Origin of the sequence: Nitrosospira sp. NRS527, from assembly GCF_018406445.1 — a bacterium.
Lineage (GTDB): Bacteria > Pseudomonadota > Gammaproteobacteria > Burkholderiales > Nitrosomonadaceae > Nitrosospira > Nitrosospira briensis.
In genome coordinates this window covers 433,294-449,145 of the sequence record NZ_AP024515.1, presented here as the reverse complement: position 1 = coordinate 449,145, position 15,852 = coordinate 433,294, and the positions used below count along the sequence as shown (strand labels likewise).

Annotated in this window: 12 protein-coding genes; 8 read left to right on the top strand and 4 right to left on the bottom strand. The window is 51.3% G+C overall.

The genetic code is table 11. The features are described from left to right. The first annotated feature begins 308 nt into the window (after positions 1-308). The 5 genes from KJS40_RS02005 (at position 309) to KJS40_RS01980 (ending at position 7,175) form a co-directional block, all read left to right on the top strand. Complete coding sequence (locus KJS40_RS02005; RefSeq protein WP_213538875.1) at positions 309-905, top strand: hypothetical protein; 597 nt, start codon at positions 309-311, stop codon at positions 903-905. Positions 906-1,030: 125 nt separating this feature from the next. Then, positions 1,031-1,306 (top strand): hypothetical protein, encoded by a 276-nt coding sequence (locus KJS40_RS02000; protein WP_213538874.1) that lies wholly within the window; start codon positions 1,031-1,033, stop codon positions 1,304-1,306. Positions 1,307-2,139: 833 nt separating this feature from the next. Further along, entirely contained in the window at positions 2,140-3,075 is a 936-nt protein-coding gene (locus tag KJS40_RS01995; protein WP_213538873.1) for a PEP-CTERM sorting domain-containing protein, read from the top strand. A 713-nt stretch (positions 3,076-3,788) separates the two neighbouring features. Further along, a complete protein-coding gene (locus KJS40_RS01990; protein WP_213538872.1) occupies positions 3,789-6,224 on the top strand; it encodes a hypothetical protein in 2,436 nt (811 codons plus the stop codon). Positions 6,225-6,719: 495 nt separating this feature from the next. Then, positions 6,720-7,175, top strand: a complete 456-nt coding sequence (locus KJS40_RS01980; protein ID WP_213538871.1) for a Tn3 family transposase — start codon at positions 6,720-6,722, stop codon at positions 7,173-7,175. Positions 7,176-7,296: 121 nt separating this feature from the next. Here KJS40_RS01980 and KJS40_RS01975 read toward each other — a convergent pair whose 3' ends face one another. The 3 genes from KJS40_RS01975 to KJS40_RS01965 all read right to left on the bottom strand — a co-directional run bounded on the left by KJS40_RS01975 (position 7,297) and on the right by KJS40_RS01965 (position 9,684). Continuing rightward, positions 7,297-7,863 (bottom strand): recombinase family protein, encoded by a 567-nt coding sequence (locus tag KJS40_RS01975; RefSeq protein WP_213538870.1) that lies wholly within the window; start codon positions 7,861-7,863, stop codon positions 7,297-7,299. A 257-nt stretch (positions 7,864-8,120) separates the two neighbouring features. After that, positions 8,121-8,921, bottom strand: a complete 801-nt coding sequence (locus tag KJS40_RS01970) for a cytochrome c oxidase assembly protein (protein WP_213538869.1) — start codon at positions 8,919-8,921, stop codon at positions 8,121-8,123. A gap of 136 nt (positions 8,922-9,057) precedes the next feature. Continuing rightward, positions 9,058-9,684, bottom strand: coding sequence for an SCO family protein (locus KJS40_RS01965; RefSeq protein ID WP_213538868.1), 627 nt, complete (start codon positions 9,682-9,684; stop codon positions 9,058-9,060). Positions 9,685-10,134: 450 nt separating this feature from the next. On the opposite strand from KJS40_RS01965, the gene KJS40_RS01960 reads away from it, so the two are divergent. The 3 genes from KJS40_RS01960 (at position 10,135) to KJS40_RS01950 (ending at position 13,589) form a co-directional block, all read left to right on the top strand. Continuing rightward, the gene (locus tag KJS40_RS01960) at positions 10,135-11,667 is read left to right on the top strand and encodes a 2-isopropylmalate synthase (RefSeq protein ID WP_213538867.1); all 1,533 of its coding nucleotides are present in this window, start codon (positions 10,135-10,137) and stop codon (positions 11,665-11,667) included. 117 nt (positions 11,668-11,784) lie between these two features. Continuing rightward, the gene (locus KJS40_RS01955; RefSeq protein WP_213538866.1) at positions 11,785-13,020 is read left to right on the top strand and encodes a YihY family inner membrane protein; all 1,236 of its coding nucleotides are present in this window, start codon (positions 11,785-11,787) and stop codon (positions 13,018-13,020) included. Then, entirely contained in the window at positions 13,017-13,589 is a 573-nt protein-coding gene (locus KJS40_RS01950) for a TlpA disulfide reductase family protein (RefSeq protein ID WP_348529542.1), read from the top strand. The genes KJS40_RS01955 and KJS40_RS01950 overlap by 4 nt, the downstream gene beginning before the upstream one ends. Positions 13,590-13,705: 116 nt before the next feature. Here KJS40_RS01950 and KJS40_RS01945 read toward each other — a convergent pair whose 3' ends face one another. Continuing rightward, the gene (locus KJS40_RS01945; protein ID WP_213538865.1) at positions 13,706-15,415 is read right to left on the bottom strand and encodes a proline--tRNA ligase; all 1,710 of its coding nucleotides are present in this window, start codon (positions 15,413-15,415) and stop codon (positions 13,706-13,708) included. Between the last annotated feature and the right edge of the window lie 437 nt (positions 15,416-15,852).

The following is a 15,852-nucleotide window of genomic DNA, read 5'->3' as shown; positions in this document are numbered from 1 at the left end:
TTCAAATACAGGTCGTTACAACTAGCGTAACCATAACTCCGTTCTCACATCCCGACTCTACCCCTTTCTTGAGACGACCCCCTACTTCTATCAGTGCCCGGAAAATACAAGCAATTTTTGATGAGTTTGACTTGTATTAATCGCCTAGTTTGCTAGTCTGAAATAAGCATCCAATGGTGCTCACTGGAATATGTATGTGTGACACAACCTTCCTTTTTAATGCTGTTTAGGCCAGCAATATTGCGCAAAATTGAGTAGATTGGCGCGTGTAAATCCGCCTTCCCATTTTCAAATAAAGGAGCAAAAAAATGATAAAAATATCTGCATTAATTGAAAAAGTACGTTTCCTGAAGATCCCGCCTGAAGCTTGGGATGCGCTTATTCCCCACGGGCCTAGATTGTCGCGTCCTTTAATCGAATTTATGGCGGCGGGTGTAGTCCGGGATATTAGCGGACTGATCAGGGATCGGCAAATAGGCATTAAGGTGAAAGCTATCGGAAAAGAGATGGCTAGTAATGCGTCGAAAGGACTAGTGCAGGGTTGGGATGATGGGGATGATATTTGTCCTCCATGGGGGCGGTGGCCATTTCCTCCAATTCCTTGGCCGCAGTGGGGAAGTGTAACCAATGTGGCGGCGATACACCCAGAACCTAAAGGGCCAACTCCGCAGCCTGCGGACCCATCCCCAGCTCCTTGGGACCTAGACCTCTGGAATGATCCATCCCCACTACCTTGGCTGCCCGGCTCAGTAGAACAATTTGTTTTAGCTAAACTCCTGATAAGCTTGGCAGGAATAACGACCGATCCGGAATTTGGCATGCAACTGAAGAATGAGGCTTCATCTATTGTTAAGATGGAAGTGAACAATCTAGCAGAGAGTTTTGGATCGGTTAAAAAATATTAGCTTGGAGTATAACTAAACACACTAAACCTTCCCGACAAACTGCTAGTGAATCAACAAGACCTCTTGTGTCGGCAAGATGAGGTAGCGACTGTTGGGATCTGTCGTTATTGGCCTGCGGCGGCAGCATGGCTTTTAGCAGGTCTTATACATTGAAATTGGAGATTATTATGGCTAATCCCCCGCTTTTAACAGTAACTAATCCTTGGCTTTTGTGGTTATTCCTGCATGGATGGGAGGGAGACCCCGGCTGGGGTAAAAGTCATGCTGGCCAAGTCGCTATTGCTACCGCTATTCATGAATTAGCAAATCAAGTAGAGGACGCTGAGGCACGAAAACAGATACAGGCAGTGGCTGCTAAATCTATTGCACGTTCAGGCGAAAAGTTGTCGGCAGGTCTCTAGTGGGATAATTTATAAATATGACGACTTCGGTTGATAGTTTTGATAAATTCAAATTGTTTTCAGGAGTCAGTCATAAATGTACAAGCACAAAGAGATATTTCCCGCAAACTGAAGGTCTTCGAGCATGCCGCCGAATCGGGTAACGTGGCATTTCACATGCCGGTATTTTGGGATTTCAAGAGAAACGTACTACCAATGGAAGCGAGCTTATCTAGCTGTAACGGCTCGCGTTTGAAAACGACCGGGCTCGCATTTGACGCCGTTTTGGGCTCAAAATAACTGCAACTGACAGAGCACGCTGGCTCACATTATCTGCAAATGAGCTTGCATTGATCGGCGCCGGCTCGCATTCCATTGTGGCGGGCTCACATTAATTGCAAATGACTGCATTCATATCGGCAATCCGGCCCGCAACATCTTATCGCGCAGTTCCGTTGCACGCACTGGTTCTAATGTGTTGCTGAAAAAAGCGCCTTGATCTCGACCTCTTTGCCCATTGGCACATCACCTAAGCCCGAATGGCTGAACGATAGGAGCGGTATGAATCGAGAGATTCAGTACCGTTGCGTGAGAGCCTGAAGGTGAGATTCCTTTGGGCTACTCGATCACATAAAGGCAATGGTTTGCTTTGTTGGATTACCGATTTTTCACTTCGATGGGGAGTTATTGTCGATTTTTTTTACATTCGTAAGAATTTTCGAGTCATTTTTGTAGCTAATATGCTGATACTTATCAAACTATATTTTTGGCATGAAGTATGCGTTATTTTTAATACAGACTCACCCGTCTAGAAATAGGGATATTAATGAATAACAGCCAAATGGAGGTGAACTATGAAAAGTTTCGAGTGGATGAATCTGCGTTTCCTGGGTAGGCATATCAGTACGCTTACGCTTTTTGCGAGTCGTGTGACCGGCTTAGCCACTGTCAATCGTCTGCAATGGGAGGGAGCAAGAATGAATACCAGAAAATTGTTAATCCTCACAGCCGTAGCTGCCGCCTTCAGCTCCGGACCTCATCTTGCAAATGCAGATTACATGAACATCCCCAACGGTAACACTTTCGGTCCCGCCGACAACAGCTGGCGATGGAGGGTGTCGTGGGACCCGAAACTGGATATGGCGATTCGTTGGGATCCCGCTACAAACAATATGCAAAAGCTTCTAAATATTAGACAAAACGATCCCGCATTGATCAATCTTACGTTCGAACAAGTGGACAGAGCCGATACGTTCGACCGGTTTGGTTTGCGTTTTCATCTGAACGAGATAGTGACCAACAGTACCGCAAACCCTTGGTCTGTATTCCTTTTGGAGCTTACGGATGACGGCCTCAGGGAAGGAGATTTTAAAAATCCAAATCCTAACGTAGCTCGGATCAACCGACATCCTGACGATTCGGGCATGCATCCGACAAAGGCGCATTTTCACGGCGACTCCAACAGGACGTTTGACTTCGGCCCGCTGATCAAGAGCGGCGGCGGCGAGAGCGAGAGCTTCATCCAACTCGCCCTCGGAAATCCTGTAAATGCCGGACGCACGTTGGTAGGAGGGGGTATCGGAATTCATGACTGGGAGAGAGTAGGGACGCTCCGCCAGTCGAACCTCAGGAAGTTCGACCTCATAGAGGGTCCCGTTGAACGTCTTCCGCCACCAATTCCTGAACCGTCTACATTTGCTCTCTTTGGTACAGGTTTACTCGGCCTGCTCGGCTATTTCCGGATGAAGTCGCGGCTCGGGCAAATAAATAATCTTCCTGGCGCAGCCTAGGGCCGGATTGCCCAGTTCAAGCGACCTGCGATCCTGAAACATTCAAAGGCCAGCACCTTCCTGGCCTTTTTTTAATGGTTAGGCTACTTTAACCGGACTCAATCAGGCGTCCAGAATGCAGAATACCCGCCTGATGACCTGGTTCGGCTCATTAGCGGACCTGCCGCACGACTCGGTCGTAGCCAGAGTGAGGAAACGGGTTCGACTGGAAACAACAGGCCAGGTCTGCAAAAAGAAAACCCTGCTGTTACAAAAGCAGCAGGATCAGATTCGGTTTGCCCTTGACTTAGGGCCGGCTAATGGGTGACCCCATTGATCGTACATTCCTTTGAGTCTGATGCTGAAGTTAATCGGAAAATGGAGAGCATATGCCAATATGCAACCGCGGAAAGCTTAGTGCTCAGATTCTCGAAAGGTTGGACCGAGAGGAGGAGGCACTCGGATTCCTATTCCTACCAATGCCTCACTCTCCGAAACGGAAAAGCCTTCGTTGTGAAGAGTGGGTTGAGTACAAAGAGAGGTTACAAAAGCATATCGCTAGAAATCCGGGCTACGAAGCGGCATTTGGAAGACCGTCCTCCACTACGGCGCGTGATGTATGGGACCTTCTTGCGCGGTCCGCGCTACCCATTAATTCTATTCTGCCAAGACGCAAATACGCGTACATGACGCGACAAGAGCGAAGAAGCCGGGTCCTCGCCGCTAAGCAGGCCATGGTAGTTGTTATGGACGTTTTTGTATATGCGGGACGACGACACGCGCCGATTACCTACAACGAGATTTTCGATCTGGTTTGCGAGAGGTTTAGTGATCACTTCAGAGCGAGTGTGGCGCGGGCGGCCAAGGACATGTCTCCTGAAACGTGTGCAAATTGCCGCCGGGATCTCGTGATACAAGGCATTGATGTAAATGATCTGTGGAAACTTGCGGTGCAGAGAAAGGTGGCGAACCCACTGTTTCAGGCGCGGCTAAAACAGATGGGCTTTAAGAAAGGAATTCAAGCGATATGCGACCCAACCAGCGATATGGTCGTGAAGTTTGAAAAACTTCTACGAGCGGACGAAGCATATCTCCGGCCACGGAGGGCTGGCATACAGTTACTTCCAGTTAGTGTACCCGTTCCACCTCAGCGGACTAGGCAAGAAGTTTGCAACGACGTCCCGTACAACGTCGTCATGATGGGAGCGAGATCAGAGGAACTGATCAGGAGACAGGAAGAAGTAAGGCTCGTCTTTCGTATCGACTTATTTAGAGAGGATTTCCTCCACGCCCAAGACCAAGAACGACAAGTAGCTGATGAGCTGGAGACGATCTATCACATAAACGCTTCACTGTCGAAAGCTGAAATACCGATAAAGAATAAGACTACGACTACGACTCACAAGAACACTCCAGATGGCGAAACTGGCGACGTAACGATGCGGAGCAAGCGCAGGACAACGATTTGGTCTGCTCGTGACCGCGAGGTTTATTACAGATCAATCGAGGAAGGACTCTTGCATGGCAAGACATGCCCTTTGCTTTTAGATGGCAAAGATCTCAAGAGGAAGCTTGAACGCTGCCAAGGCCATCTTCCCCGGTTCAATAAATGGCTTGCAAGTCACGCGCGTTCGGAAGTCCATGTGAAGCTTCCGGCGACTCCTGAGGAATTCCTCACCGTAGATCTCGCGACGAGGCCTTGGCGAAAAAGAGTATATGCGTTACTCGAAGAGTATGACCTCGCTCGGTTGCATCAAGCGAAATTCCAGAGTGTTTATGATGCTGCAAGCGGTTTGGGCTCCGAGTGTGAAATCCACTCGGGTTTTTCTAAATTGATCAATCGACGTTATCAAGCCCTTCATTTCTGGCCAAGCTATATTACGTCGAGAGGTCGTGACCAATTTTTGTCAGAAGATGCATCGTCCTCCGAGCAGTACCAAGAGCCAACTGCCGAAGACACTATCGAAGGAGTCTATGAGTCGTATCGGAAACGATGGTTTAAGACTAAAGATTCGGCCAATGGCAAAACGCGTGATTTAGTGGGTTTCGACATTAGTGCCTCACAGATGCAAATTCTCGCAATTTTCTTAGGGGACAAGAACCTGGAGGCCCTCGCTATGGGGCCCGATGACGGGCAGTCTTTCAAGGAACGGATGGCTAGACGCGCCTGGCATTTACACCGGGATCCCGATTGTGCGATGAAGCTTCAAACCGAAAGCGTTGTGGAATCATATGTTGTTACGCCAGAATCTTGCGATGATCGCCTTCAGAATCTTGTCAAGGAGCTGATCATGCAGGTTTCTTATGGTAGTACTGCACGCACAGTAGAGAAGAAGCAGGCTATGCGTCCGAATGAATTTGGCCCTGGCTGGAAAGAGGGCAGCGCGCGGCTTTTTCTACAGAATTTCTACCGGGAGTGTCGGACACTGCGGCGATTCCGCTCCGCATGTCGGCGTTTAGCGAAACTTGCTTATGAACAGCCATCTCGGACGATTGAACTAACTGATCCGTTTGATAACGCTTCTGTCTGCTGGAATCCGGTTGCGCGCAGAGACGTCTGGCTACCCAATGCCGGGCAGAAGTTGATGGTTAGCCTACCGGCTGGGTTGAGCAGACTCAAAGGTGAAAAAGCCCCGGGAGCGGCGAACCAGAGCGGAGCGGGAGAAAACGTGATCACGTTCGAGGAGAAGATCAAGTCTTTACGTACCAGTACCGATGTCAAGAAACTGAAGCGGATGACGGCACCCTGTTTGGTACAGATGTTAGATTCATACTACTCCTCGCTCGTAATGGAAGAACTTGTCGAACGCAAAGTGAATGTGTTCGTCGGAATACACGATTGCTGGCTCGTGCCGAAGGGTACGGAAAAAAAATTGCGAGAATCGATGGACGCAGCCGCTGACAAGTGGTTCCGTGGGCTCGGATTGGTCTATGATGATCTCTTACGCTACATGGACAGCGATTCGCAATTCGGCGGGTTCTTTCGACGCGCGAGAAGACTATGGGCAAAACGGTGTAGCGAGGATTTTCGGCTGCAATTTCGAGCGCAGCCAGTTCCAAAAAAAATCGCGCATTCCGCGCGATTGGATGTCAGATCAACTGAAGAAGCTGAAGAATCAGTTGGCCGGTTGTCCGGAGATCCACCAGACCAGCAGCAAGAACAACTGTGAGGACGACAAGCACGTGGAAGCCCTCACAACAACGGATATACCATGGCCGCGTCGGGAAGAACCTGTTGGTTAACCACCTCATCACTGCCAGCACTCCAAGGGTTGCGCACGAAATGACGAGTACGTTGAACAGGGCTTCGAGACATTGAAGAACGGTTGAGTCCAAAGGCAACATCGCAGCTCTCCCAATTTCTAGGTATTCTACTTGATGCCCTAACTGGGAGATGGGAGCGTGGGATGCGCGAGGCCGAAGCGCCGCAAGTTCATAACAAGGTTAATTTCCAACAAAGGTACGTAAAGTCCCACAAGATTTGAGACGTCGGGCGCCATTCACGCAGCCTTCCGGGGGACGAGCCAGCACCGGTCTACGGCGCGTTCGGGATGCTTCCAGCAGTCTTCGAACAGATGTGCGAGCAATCTTCAGCCGTTTAGCAATCTCCCGCTTGCTGGTGCCGGCGGCGTGCAGCCGCCTAATCTCCGGTAGACTTCCGGCGTTTGAATTCCTACTCCAAGCAGCACGGGCTCTACCAAGCCCTCAAGGCGTTCGGCCAGATCCCAAAGAGCCTGTTCATTCTGCGCTACATCGACGAACCGGAGCTGCGCATGTCGATCGAAAAAGTGCTCAACGGCATCGAGCACGTGCATCGCTTCACCCGCGCTGTGTCCGTTGGCAGCCCACGGGAGTTTTTGAACGCCGAAAAGGAGGATCAGAAGCCCGCCGAGGCCTGCAAGCGCCTCATCAAGAATTGCATTGTCTGCTGGAATTACCTGTATCTGTCGCAGCAGTTCGCCGCCATCGACGACCCCGCCAAACGCGAGGAATTCATCCAGGCGCTGCGGCACGGCTCCGCCGCATCCTGGCGCCATGTGAACCTGCTGGGGGAGTATGATTTCTCCGACGAGCGGCTCAAGGATTCCATCGGTATCAAGCCTCCAAAATTGATCGACTAACCCACCTCGAATTTTGGGAGTTCATGAATCCTGGTTTTCTTCCGCTGCTCAGTTGGTTACGCAAACTCCTGTGGGACTTTACGTACCTTTGTTGGAATTTGACCTAAGATTGACAGCCAAGTTACGCTGTTTTGGCCTTCCGCTTTAAAGCTCGATGCAAAGTAGTGCGATCTACCTTCAACAACCCGGCCATGCCGGATACCGTTTCCCGCTCCTCCCTGATCATGCCTGCCGCGTGACTGATTTGCTCCTGGCTTAATTTAACGGGACGGCCTAAATGCTTACCGCGTTTTCTTGCAGCTCGCATTCCCGCCTTTGATCGCTCGGAAATCAGCGCACGCTCGAACTCGGCCAGTGCGCCTAGGATATGAAAAACCAGTTTTCCGCCTGCGGTCGTGGTGTTAATACCATCCGAGAGACTTTCGAATCCCGCCTGGTCATTTCGTAGCTTCTCGATTAACTCAATCAGAAAACTCAAGGATCGGCCAAGCCGGTCCAGCTTCCAGACTACGAGAACATCACCGGTGCCGACCGCTGCAATTGCTTGAGAAAGGCCGGGGCGATTAACAGCGATTCCGCTTACGCCGTGATCGGTGAATATTCTTTCGCATCCGGCTTTATTCAGTGCGTCCATTTGCAGATCCAGATTCTGGTCGTCGGTCGATACCCGTGCGTAGCCGATTTTCATGCTTGGTTTCCTCCATTCATTTCGCCACAGCCTTACGCTACACTGCGAAGCTAAAAAAAACAATGCATTAGCATTGTCGTTTTTAGTGTAGCAAAAGGGAAGCCTTATGCAACGGTGCGATTATGATTGATCAGCTAATCGATAAAATAAGGTTATCAAGAAGCTCGTCTGGCTCCAATTAAAATTGTTTTCTGACCGGACATCTCGGCTAAAAGAAAAGTAGAGGTACGCTTTTGCCAACGTCTTCCCGGGGGCCCTCAGTGTTTTTGCCGCATCAATTCCCCGCGCATCACAATCAAAATACCAATCGCGCTCATCATCGCGCCATGAATCCATAGAATTATTCCGCCGATTTGCTGATCCGCTATCGCGCCCAACCCTCCGATCGCGCGGCCGCAGATCGTGTATATCGGGTAGAGTTCGCTGGAAGCGAAGAATATCATTGCGCCTATCACGATTTGTGGCGGAATGACTGCGAGCATCATGGCAATGCGCGAACCTGGGGATAGCCGGACCGAAAATATGGGCCCACCATGGAGAACGATCCCCCAGAAGAATAAACCGTTTATAAACATGCTCCAGTTCATCAGGCGATATAAACGCCAGTCGATCATTGCGGTAAAGTGGACGGAAGGCAACAACCAGAAACCGATGAGTCCGCAAAACAGCGTGACGGCCACGACGGGATTACACAAGGCAGACATGAGATATTGAACCGGCTTCCACTTCGCTATGAGATGGCACGCTCGCTGCCCAGCCTCGGGCATGCCCGCCCGGAGCGTAGCCACGGGACTGCTCAACACGATGAGAAACGGCCCAAGGTGATGCAATACAAGATGCTGAAGCCGATGGATGAAGAACTGATGCTCGGCGTAATAATCGAACTGCGTGTGAGAAACCAGATAGGTAAAGGCAAGTCCCGTCCAAAAATATAGCTTCTGTTGAAATCGGGGATTGTTTCTGGCGCAACCTCTCAAAAACAGCACGGCCACAACAACCGTGACAATAAAAACGGGCGCTGACTCTTCCCAAGGAGTGAACCAATACAACAAATCCATTACCGGACAGGTTCCAAAGGTGGCGTTGGGCGCACTCTCGCAATAAAACCTGCCTTATTCCAGCGTCCGTCTTATTTCGAGCGCGTGCAGTATTTGGCGTTATCTGGTTCGGGTTTTTACCTGTTTGGGTTTTTACCTAATGAGCTGTTTCAAGCAAGCGTCGCAGGTCTTGCGCCAAATGCTCGTCTGAGTCGGCGGACGTAGCCAGCAGGCGCGCTCGACCTTGTGAATCAAAGATATACACCGCATCGCCATGATCGATATCACCGGCTTCGCCGATTTTTGAACGAGGACGATAGGCGGCCCGATATTGTTTCGTAAGCCGTTCGATATCGCTTGTGGTCCCGGTGAGTCCGATTGCACGGCCAGGATCGAATTGCGTGACATAACGGTGGAGGACTTGCGGCGTATCGCGTCCTGGATCAAGTGTGACAAACAGGATGCGTATCCGGTTCGCATCGTTTCCCAACAACTGCAGTACGCGCGCGAGGCGAGCCATTGAAACGGGACACTCGGAATCGCAATTCGTAAACCCGAAATACATCAATAATAAATGCCCTTCATAGGCCGTGGGCGTTACAAGCCTGCCGTTATCGGATGTCAGGGAAAAATTCAGGTCCGGGAGATGACCGGCGACCTCTTCCACATGCCAGGATTTCTGGGAAATGCAGGCGCCCAGGGCAAATGCGGCAAACGCTATCATCAGCGCCAGAATAAACCGGCCTGATACGGAGCGTCCCTTTCTGATTACACCCTTGCTCATCGATAATTTTTTCAGGAATTATTCATGGCGGAGTTCGCGCGTCTGTTTCAATATAGCATTTAACCCAGATAATTCATTAGGCGGCTCTACGAGCCTGCCTGAGTGCTGGCGGTCAGTTTGCGGCCATTTTTGCTACCTGCGCGGCGTCCATAGACCAAGCTATGGACTCTCTCAACCGGCAAAACTGTCTCGCCATCATCTCGCGTCCCAATGAATTATCTAGGTTCAATTTCGCTATTGCACGAATCGAGGAAACCCTTTATATTTCTCGAATGAAGCAAACAAACTACATTTCCCCGCTTCACCTTTTACACCGCCCGCAGCTTCTCGCACGACCGCTGCTGCGCCCCGCGCGCTAATATTATTTCCCCTCTCTAGTTTTTATCCTGCAGAATCGATTCCTGGATTCTGTATCGCAGTTCAAGTATGCTTTCAAAAACGGAGAAGTCATTGAAAGATCACTTAATTATTTTTGACACCACGCTGCGCGATGGTGAGCAGAGTCCCGGTGCGTCCATGACCCGAGAGGAAAAAGTGCGTATCGCACGACAACTGGAGCGCATGCGCGTGGATGTAATTGAAGCAGGCTTCCCGGCCGCGTCCAACGGTGACTTCGAGGCGGTAAAGGCGGTAGCGGATTCGATCAAGGACAGCATTGTCTGTGGCCTCGCCCGCGCAACCGAAGCCGATATCGACCGCGCTAGTGAAGCTTTGCGGGGCGCAAGTTCGGCACGCATTCATACTTTTATTGCCACCTCACCTATTCATATGGAGAAGAAACTGCGCATGTCTCCGGACCAGGTGGTGGCGCAAGCGGTAAAAGCGGTGAAACGGGCGCGTCAATATACCGATGATGTGGAATTCTCACCCGAAGATGCAGGCCGCTCGGATATCGCATTCCTCTGCCGTATTCTGGAGGCGGTTATTGATGCGGGTGCCACCACCGTGAATATACCCGACACCGTGGGCTACACGATGCCGGAGCAATTCGGAAAGCTCATTCATACGCTGCGCGAGCGTATACCTAATTCCGATAAGGTGGTGTTTTCGGTGCACTGCCATAACGACCTCGGGTTGGCGGTCGCAAATTCCTTGTCGGCAGTCATGAACGGGGCGCGACAGGTTGAATGCACGGTAAATGGCCTGGGTGAGCGTGCCGGCAACGCTTCGCTGGAGGAAATCGTGATGGCGGTACGGACTCGCCAGGATTTTTTCCCCTGCGATACACGCGTAGATACGGTTCATATCGTACCCGCAAGCAAACTGGTATCAGGCATTACCGGTTTTCCGGTTCAGCCGAACAAGGCCATCGTCGGCGCCAACGCGTTTGCCCATGAATCCGGCATACACCAGGACGGCGTGCTCAAGCACCGCGAAACGTACGAAATCATGCGGGCTGAGGATGTGGGCTGGGGCGCCAACAAATTGCTGCTGGGTAAACATTCAGGACGCAACGCCTTTCGCAGCCGTTTGGCGGAGCTCGGGATCGAATTGGAATCAGAAGAGGTGCTCAACGCCACATTCATGCGTTTCAAGGAGTTAGCGGACAAGAAGCACGACATCTTTGACGAAGATCTGCATGCGCTGGTTTCGGATGACGCCATGACCTTGCATGAACACTATAAGCTTCTGTCGCTCACGGCGCATAGTGAAACGGGAGAAACGCCCCATGCGAGTATCGTCATTGCAGAAGAAGGCAGGGAATCACGTGCCGAGTCGGGCGGAAGCGGTCCGGTCGACGCCACTTTCCGGGCCATCGAAAAAATCCTGGCCAGTGGCGCCGAGCTGCAGTTATTCTCCGTTAATGCCATAACGAGCGGTACCGATTCGCAAGGGGAGGTGACGGTACGATTGCAGAAATCCGGCCGCATCGTCAATGGCAACGGCGCAGATACGGATATTGTCGTGGCCTCTGCCAAAGCCTATCTCAGCGCGCTCAACAAACTTCACAGCAAGTTCGAGCGGGCTCACCCGCAGGTGTAATCGAGGACTGAAAGGCAGCATCATGGATCAGATGCAAGATCGATCATCTTGCTTCAAAAGCATAGGATACGCATTGAGTTTTTCTCTCAATCCTGTTGACCCGTCTCACAACGACTCATGAAATCCTCACGGTCGCTGGATTTCATACGCTATGTTCTTGTGCGTTTTTTTCAACATAACTGCACGCAGGTCGCCGCCAGCCTCACCTTTACGACACTGCTCTCATTGGTGCCGTTGATCGCCATTGCACTGTCTGTCGTGGCGGCATTTCCCGCTTTTGGAGAGATGTCGGACCAGATAAAAACATTTATCCTCACCACCATGATGCCGGAAGCGGCAAATAAGGTTATTGCGGTATATATGCAACAGTTCGCCGATAATGCGGTAAAGCTTACCGCCATCGGCACCGCTTTTCTGGGCGTGACAGCACTTGCCCTCATGTTGACGATCGATAAAGCGTTGAATGCCATCTGGCGCGTGACGCGGTTGCGTCCACTCTTGCATCGACTGCTGATATATTGGGCTGTGCTGACCATCGGCCCGCTATTGATTGGCGCGAGCTTATCGCTGACTTCCTGGCTGATCGGGATATCCCTGGGCCTGACCCAGGGTATTCCAGGCATCGATATCGCGCTTCTGCAACTGGGACCGATAATGCTGACTGGCATTGCATTTGCCGTTCCCTATCTCATCGTGCCTAATCGTCAAATTTCCTGGCGCCATGCCGCGGCGGGCGGCTTGGCCGCGGCGGTGGGATTTGAGATAATGAAGCAGGGATTCGCTTTTTACATCACCCGGTTTCCCACTTATCAGGCGGTATATGGCGCATTCGCCACTATACCGATATTCCTGATGTGGATTTATCTCTCATGGCTGATGGTGCTGCTCGGGGCCGTCATTGCCGCTTCCCTGTCGAGCTGGCGTTTTGGTGATTGGCAGCACGACCCGGCAGCACAGGGTAAGCAATTCCTGGATGCATTACGCCTGTTGCAGGTATTGGGCGAAGCACTCAGGAAAGGCGCGGTTGAAACACAATCCAGTTTGCAACAATACCTAAAGCTGAATCTGGAAGAAATGGAACCAATACTGGCACTGCTGAGTCAAGCGAGCCTGGTTCAACAGGTAAAAACAGGAGGGTGGGTTCAAATAATCGACCCCGAGCAGGTTACAGTGGCCGATATTTATCGCCTCTTTACATTTCGCCCCGAGGCGCTGCAGTCGGCAGCGGCAGGTAATTTAGAGCTGGAGCGTCTGCTGGAGAACATTACGATGGGTATGAACGAAAAAATGAATGTATCGCTAGCACAACTTTTTGCGCCAAAACCGGATAATGAAGAGCATGTTTTCGCGTGAGTACTCATCATAAGAGCGGGCTCGGCAAGAAAATGATTCGCCACCTTTCTCTCGCGCTGTCCCTGTTGCTGTGCCTGTTGATTTCGCTGCCGGTCAGCGCGCAAGCGGTTAACGCCCAGACAACGGGCTTTACGTTCACGGACCATACCGGGAAAAAGCTCACGCTCTCCGACTATAAGGGCAAGTGGGTATTGATAAACTTCTGGGCGACATGGTGTCCGCCGTGCCTGAAAGAAATTCCGGATCTCGTGTCGCTCTATGAGAGCCGAAAGAAGGATGTCATGATAATCGGCGTAGCGATGGATTATCGCGATCCGAAAACTGTGTTGAAATTCGTAAAATCCCTGTCCATTTCCTATCCAATCGTACTTGGCGACAGAAAAATTGCCGCGCAAATCGGTCCGGTATCCATGCTGCCCACCACGTACTTGTTTAATCCGGACGGTAAGCCGGCAGCCTATAAGGTAGGGTTGATTTCCCGCGAAGACCTGGAAGAATTCATGCGGGAAGATTCCCGTGATGCAAAGAGTGCACGTTCTGACAAGGCACCAAACCAAAAAGGCAGGTAATTCCTGCGCTTGATCCTTATGCCTGAAAGTTATCCGGCCGCCACGCAATCGTTGAACCTGAACCAGGCAACCGGATAACGGCAAACGTAGGTGAAAGCGAACGGAGGATGCTCACATCACGTTCCACCTATTTGTAATTTTAAAAAATCACTCACGTCCGTCAGCGGGACAACCTGCGGTTTTTCATCCCGCCGTCCTTGATACTCGATATTTCCGGCCTTCAAGCTCCGGTCGCCGATGACAACGCGATGCGGAATACCAATCAACTCCATGTCCGCGAACATCACGCCAGGCCGTTCATCACGATCATCAAGCAGAACTTCGATGCCGGCGCCGAGCATGTCGGCATATAATTTCTCTGTTTCGACCCTGACCTGTGCGTTTTTCTTTAAGCCAATCGGTATGATGACGGCCTGGAACGGCGCGATCGCCGCCGGAAAAATAATACCGCGCTCATCATGGCTCTGCTCAATGGCCGCCGCCACGATACGCGATACGCCTATTCCGTAGCAGCCCATTTCCATCGGCCGGGCTTGCCCGGATTCATCAAGATAGGTGGCTTTCATCGCTTCGGAATACTTGGTGTGTAATTTGAAAATATGTCCCACCTCTATGCCGCGGCAGATATCGAGCGTTCCCAGGCCATCCGGCGAGGGATCGCCGGCAACCACGTTGCGGATGTCGAAAATGTGGTCAGGTTCTTGCACATCCCGGCCGAAATTAACATTAACCAGATGGTAGTCCTCTTCATTCGCGCCGCAGACGAAATCGCTCATTGCAACTACCGCACGGTCCACGATAAGCGGAAGGCGCAGGCCGACCGGCCCTATGTAGCCCGGAAGACACCCAGTGTGTGCGCGGATTTCTTCTTCATTAGCCAACCTGAAATCGGAAAGGAAAGGAATTTTGCGAGCTTTAGTCTCATTGAGATGATGGTCGCCGCGCAGCAGCAATAGATACATTTTTCCATCCGCTACGACGGCCAGCGTTTTTACGGTCTGTTCGACAGGAACGTCCAGCGCTGCCGCGACCTCTTCGCAGGTTTTTTTTGATGTTGTTTCGACTTTCCGCATCAAACCGTTGGCAATCCCGCGGGACTTTACCGGCTGCAGTGACTCGGCCATTTCAATGTTGGCGGCGTAATCCGAATTCGGGCAGAAAGCGATAGCGTCTTCACCCGAATCCGCCAGAACATGAAACTCATGCGAACCACTCCCTCCTATCGGCCCTGGATCCGCGGTTACTGCGCGAAACCTCAATCCCAGACGGTTGAATATTCGGCAATAGGCATCATGCATTGCGCAATAGGTTTGCTCCAGGCTATCAACACCGGCGTGAAACGAATAAGCATCTTTCATGACGAATTCGCGCGCACGCATGACGCCGAAGCGGGGCCGGATCTCGTCGCGAAATTTAGTCTGAATCTGGTAGAAAACGATCGGCAAATGACGATAACTTTTGATTTCTCGCCGCGCTATGTCGGTAACGACTTCTTCGTGCGTAGGGCCAAAGCAGAAGTCGCGCTGGTGCCTGTCCTTGATTTTCAACATCTGCGGGCCGAATACATCCCAGCGCCCGGTTTCTCGCCATAATTCGGCAGGCTGAACCGCGGGCATCAGAAGTTCCAGTGCGCCATTCGACTCCATTTCCTCCCGTACAATATTTTCAACCTTGCGCAAGATTTTAAGACCCAGCGGCATCCAGGTGTAGAGTCCGCTCCCGAGGCGTTTGATGAGGCCGGCGCGCAGCATCAGCTTGTGGCTGACCAGCTCTGCTTCGGCAGGCGCTTCTTTCAGCGTGGAAATGAAAAAACTTGATAAACGCATACAGGGTCCGTCGTGACGATCGATACGCAATTCTACCCTGAAAAACGGTGGCGTATTTATCCGATCAGCATGTATCCGGATTTTATCGAGGAAATCGGAGCAATGATAAAAAGGCTGGCGCGATCTCTTCCCGGAAGAGGTTATTGGGCTCCTTGCTACGCCAACTGATATCCCGCTGGGCTGCCTTTATTACACAGTGTGATTGTACTGAACCAGCGTACCGTCACCCGTGCGTTGACAGGCGCTCCTAAAATCCAGCCGGGATGGAATATGGCCCTTGAATGGCTTATCTCCCCATTCTCCGCATGGAGATAACGCGACAGATTGCCCGTTACGGGTCCCGAATAGTTTATTTGCACCTTACTTGTTTTATTAAACTCTGCACGGCTTTCAATCTGGGACAAAGTATGGAAAAATCGAAACCTATTGTAATGGAT

What these genes read in the sequence shown, in the direction of transcription:
- KJS40_RS02005 (WP_213538875.1), top strand. Translation starts at nt 309, where the DNA reads ATGATAAAAATATCTGCATTAATTGAAAAAGTACGTTTCCTGAAGATC.
- KJS40_RS02000 (WP_213538874.1), top strand. Translation starts at nt 1,031, where the DNA reads ATGGCTTTTAGCAGGTCTTATACATTGAAATTGGAGATTATTATGGCT.
- KJS40_RS01995 (WP_213538873.1), top strand. Translation starts at nt 2,140, where the DNA reads ATGAAAAGTTTCGAGTGGATGAATCTGCGTTTCCTGGGTAGGCATATC.
- KJS40_RS01990 (WP_213538872.1), top strand. Translation starts at nt 3,789, where the DNA reads ATGGTAGTTGTTATGGACGTTTTTGTATATGCGGGACGACGACACGCG.
- KJS40_RS01975 (WP_213538870.1), bottom strand. Translation starts at nt 7,863, where the DNA reads ATGAAAATCGGCTACGCACGGGTATCGACCGACGACCAGAATCTGGAT.
- KJS40_RS01970 (WP_213538869.1), bottom strand. Translation starts at nt 8,921, where the DNA reads ATGGATTTGTTGTATTGGTTCACTCCTTGGGAAGAGTCAGCGCCCGTT.
- KJS40_RS01965 (WP_213538868.1), bottom strand. Translation starts at nt 9,684, where the DNA reads ATGAGCAAGGGTGTAATCAGAAAGGGACGCTCCGTATCAGGCCGGTTT.
- KJS40_RS01955 (WP_213538866.1), top strand. Translation starts at nt 11,785, where the DNA reads ATGAAATCCTCACGGTCGCTGGATTTCATACGCTATGTTCTTGTGCGT.
- KJS40_RS01945 (WP_213538865.1), bottom strand. Translation starts at nt 15,415, where the DNA reads ATGCGTTTATCAAGTTTTTTCATTTCCACGCTGAAAGAAGCGCCTGCC.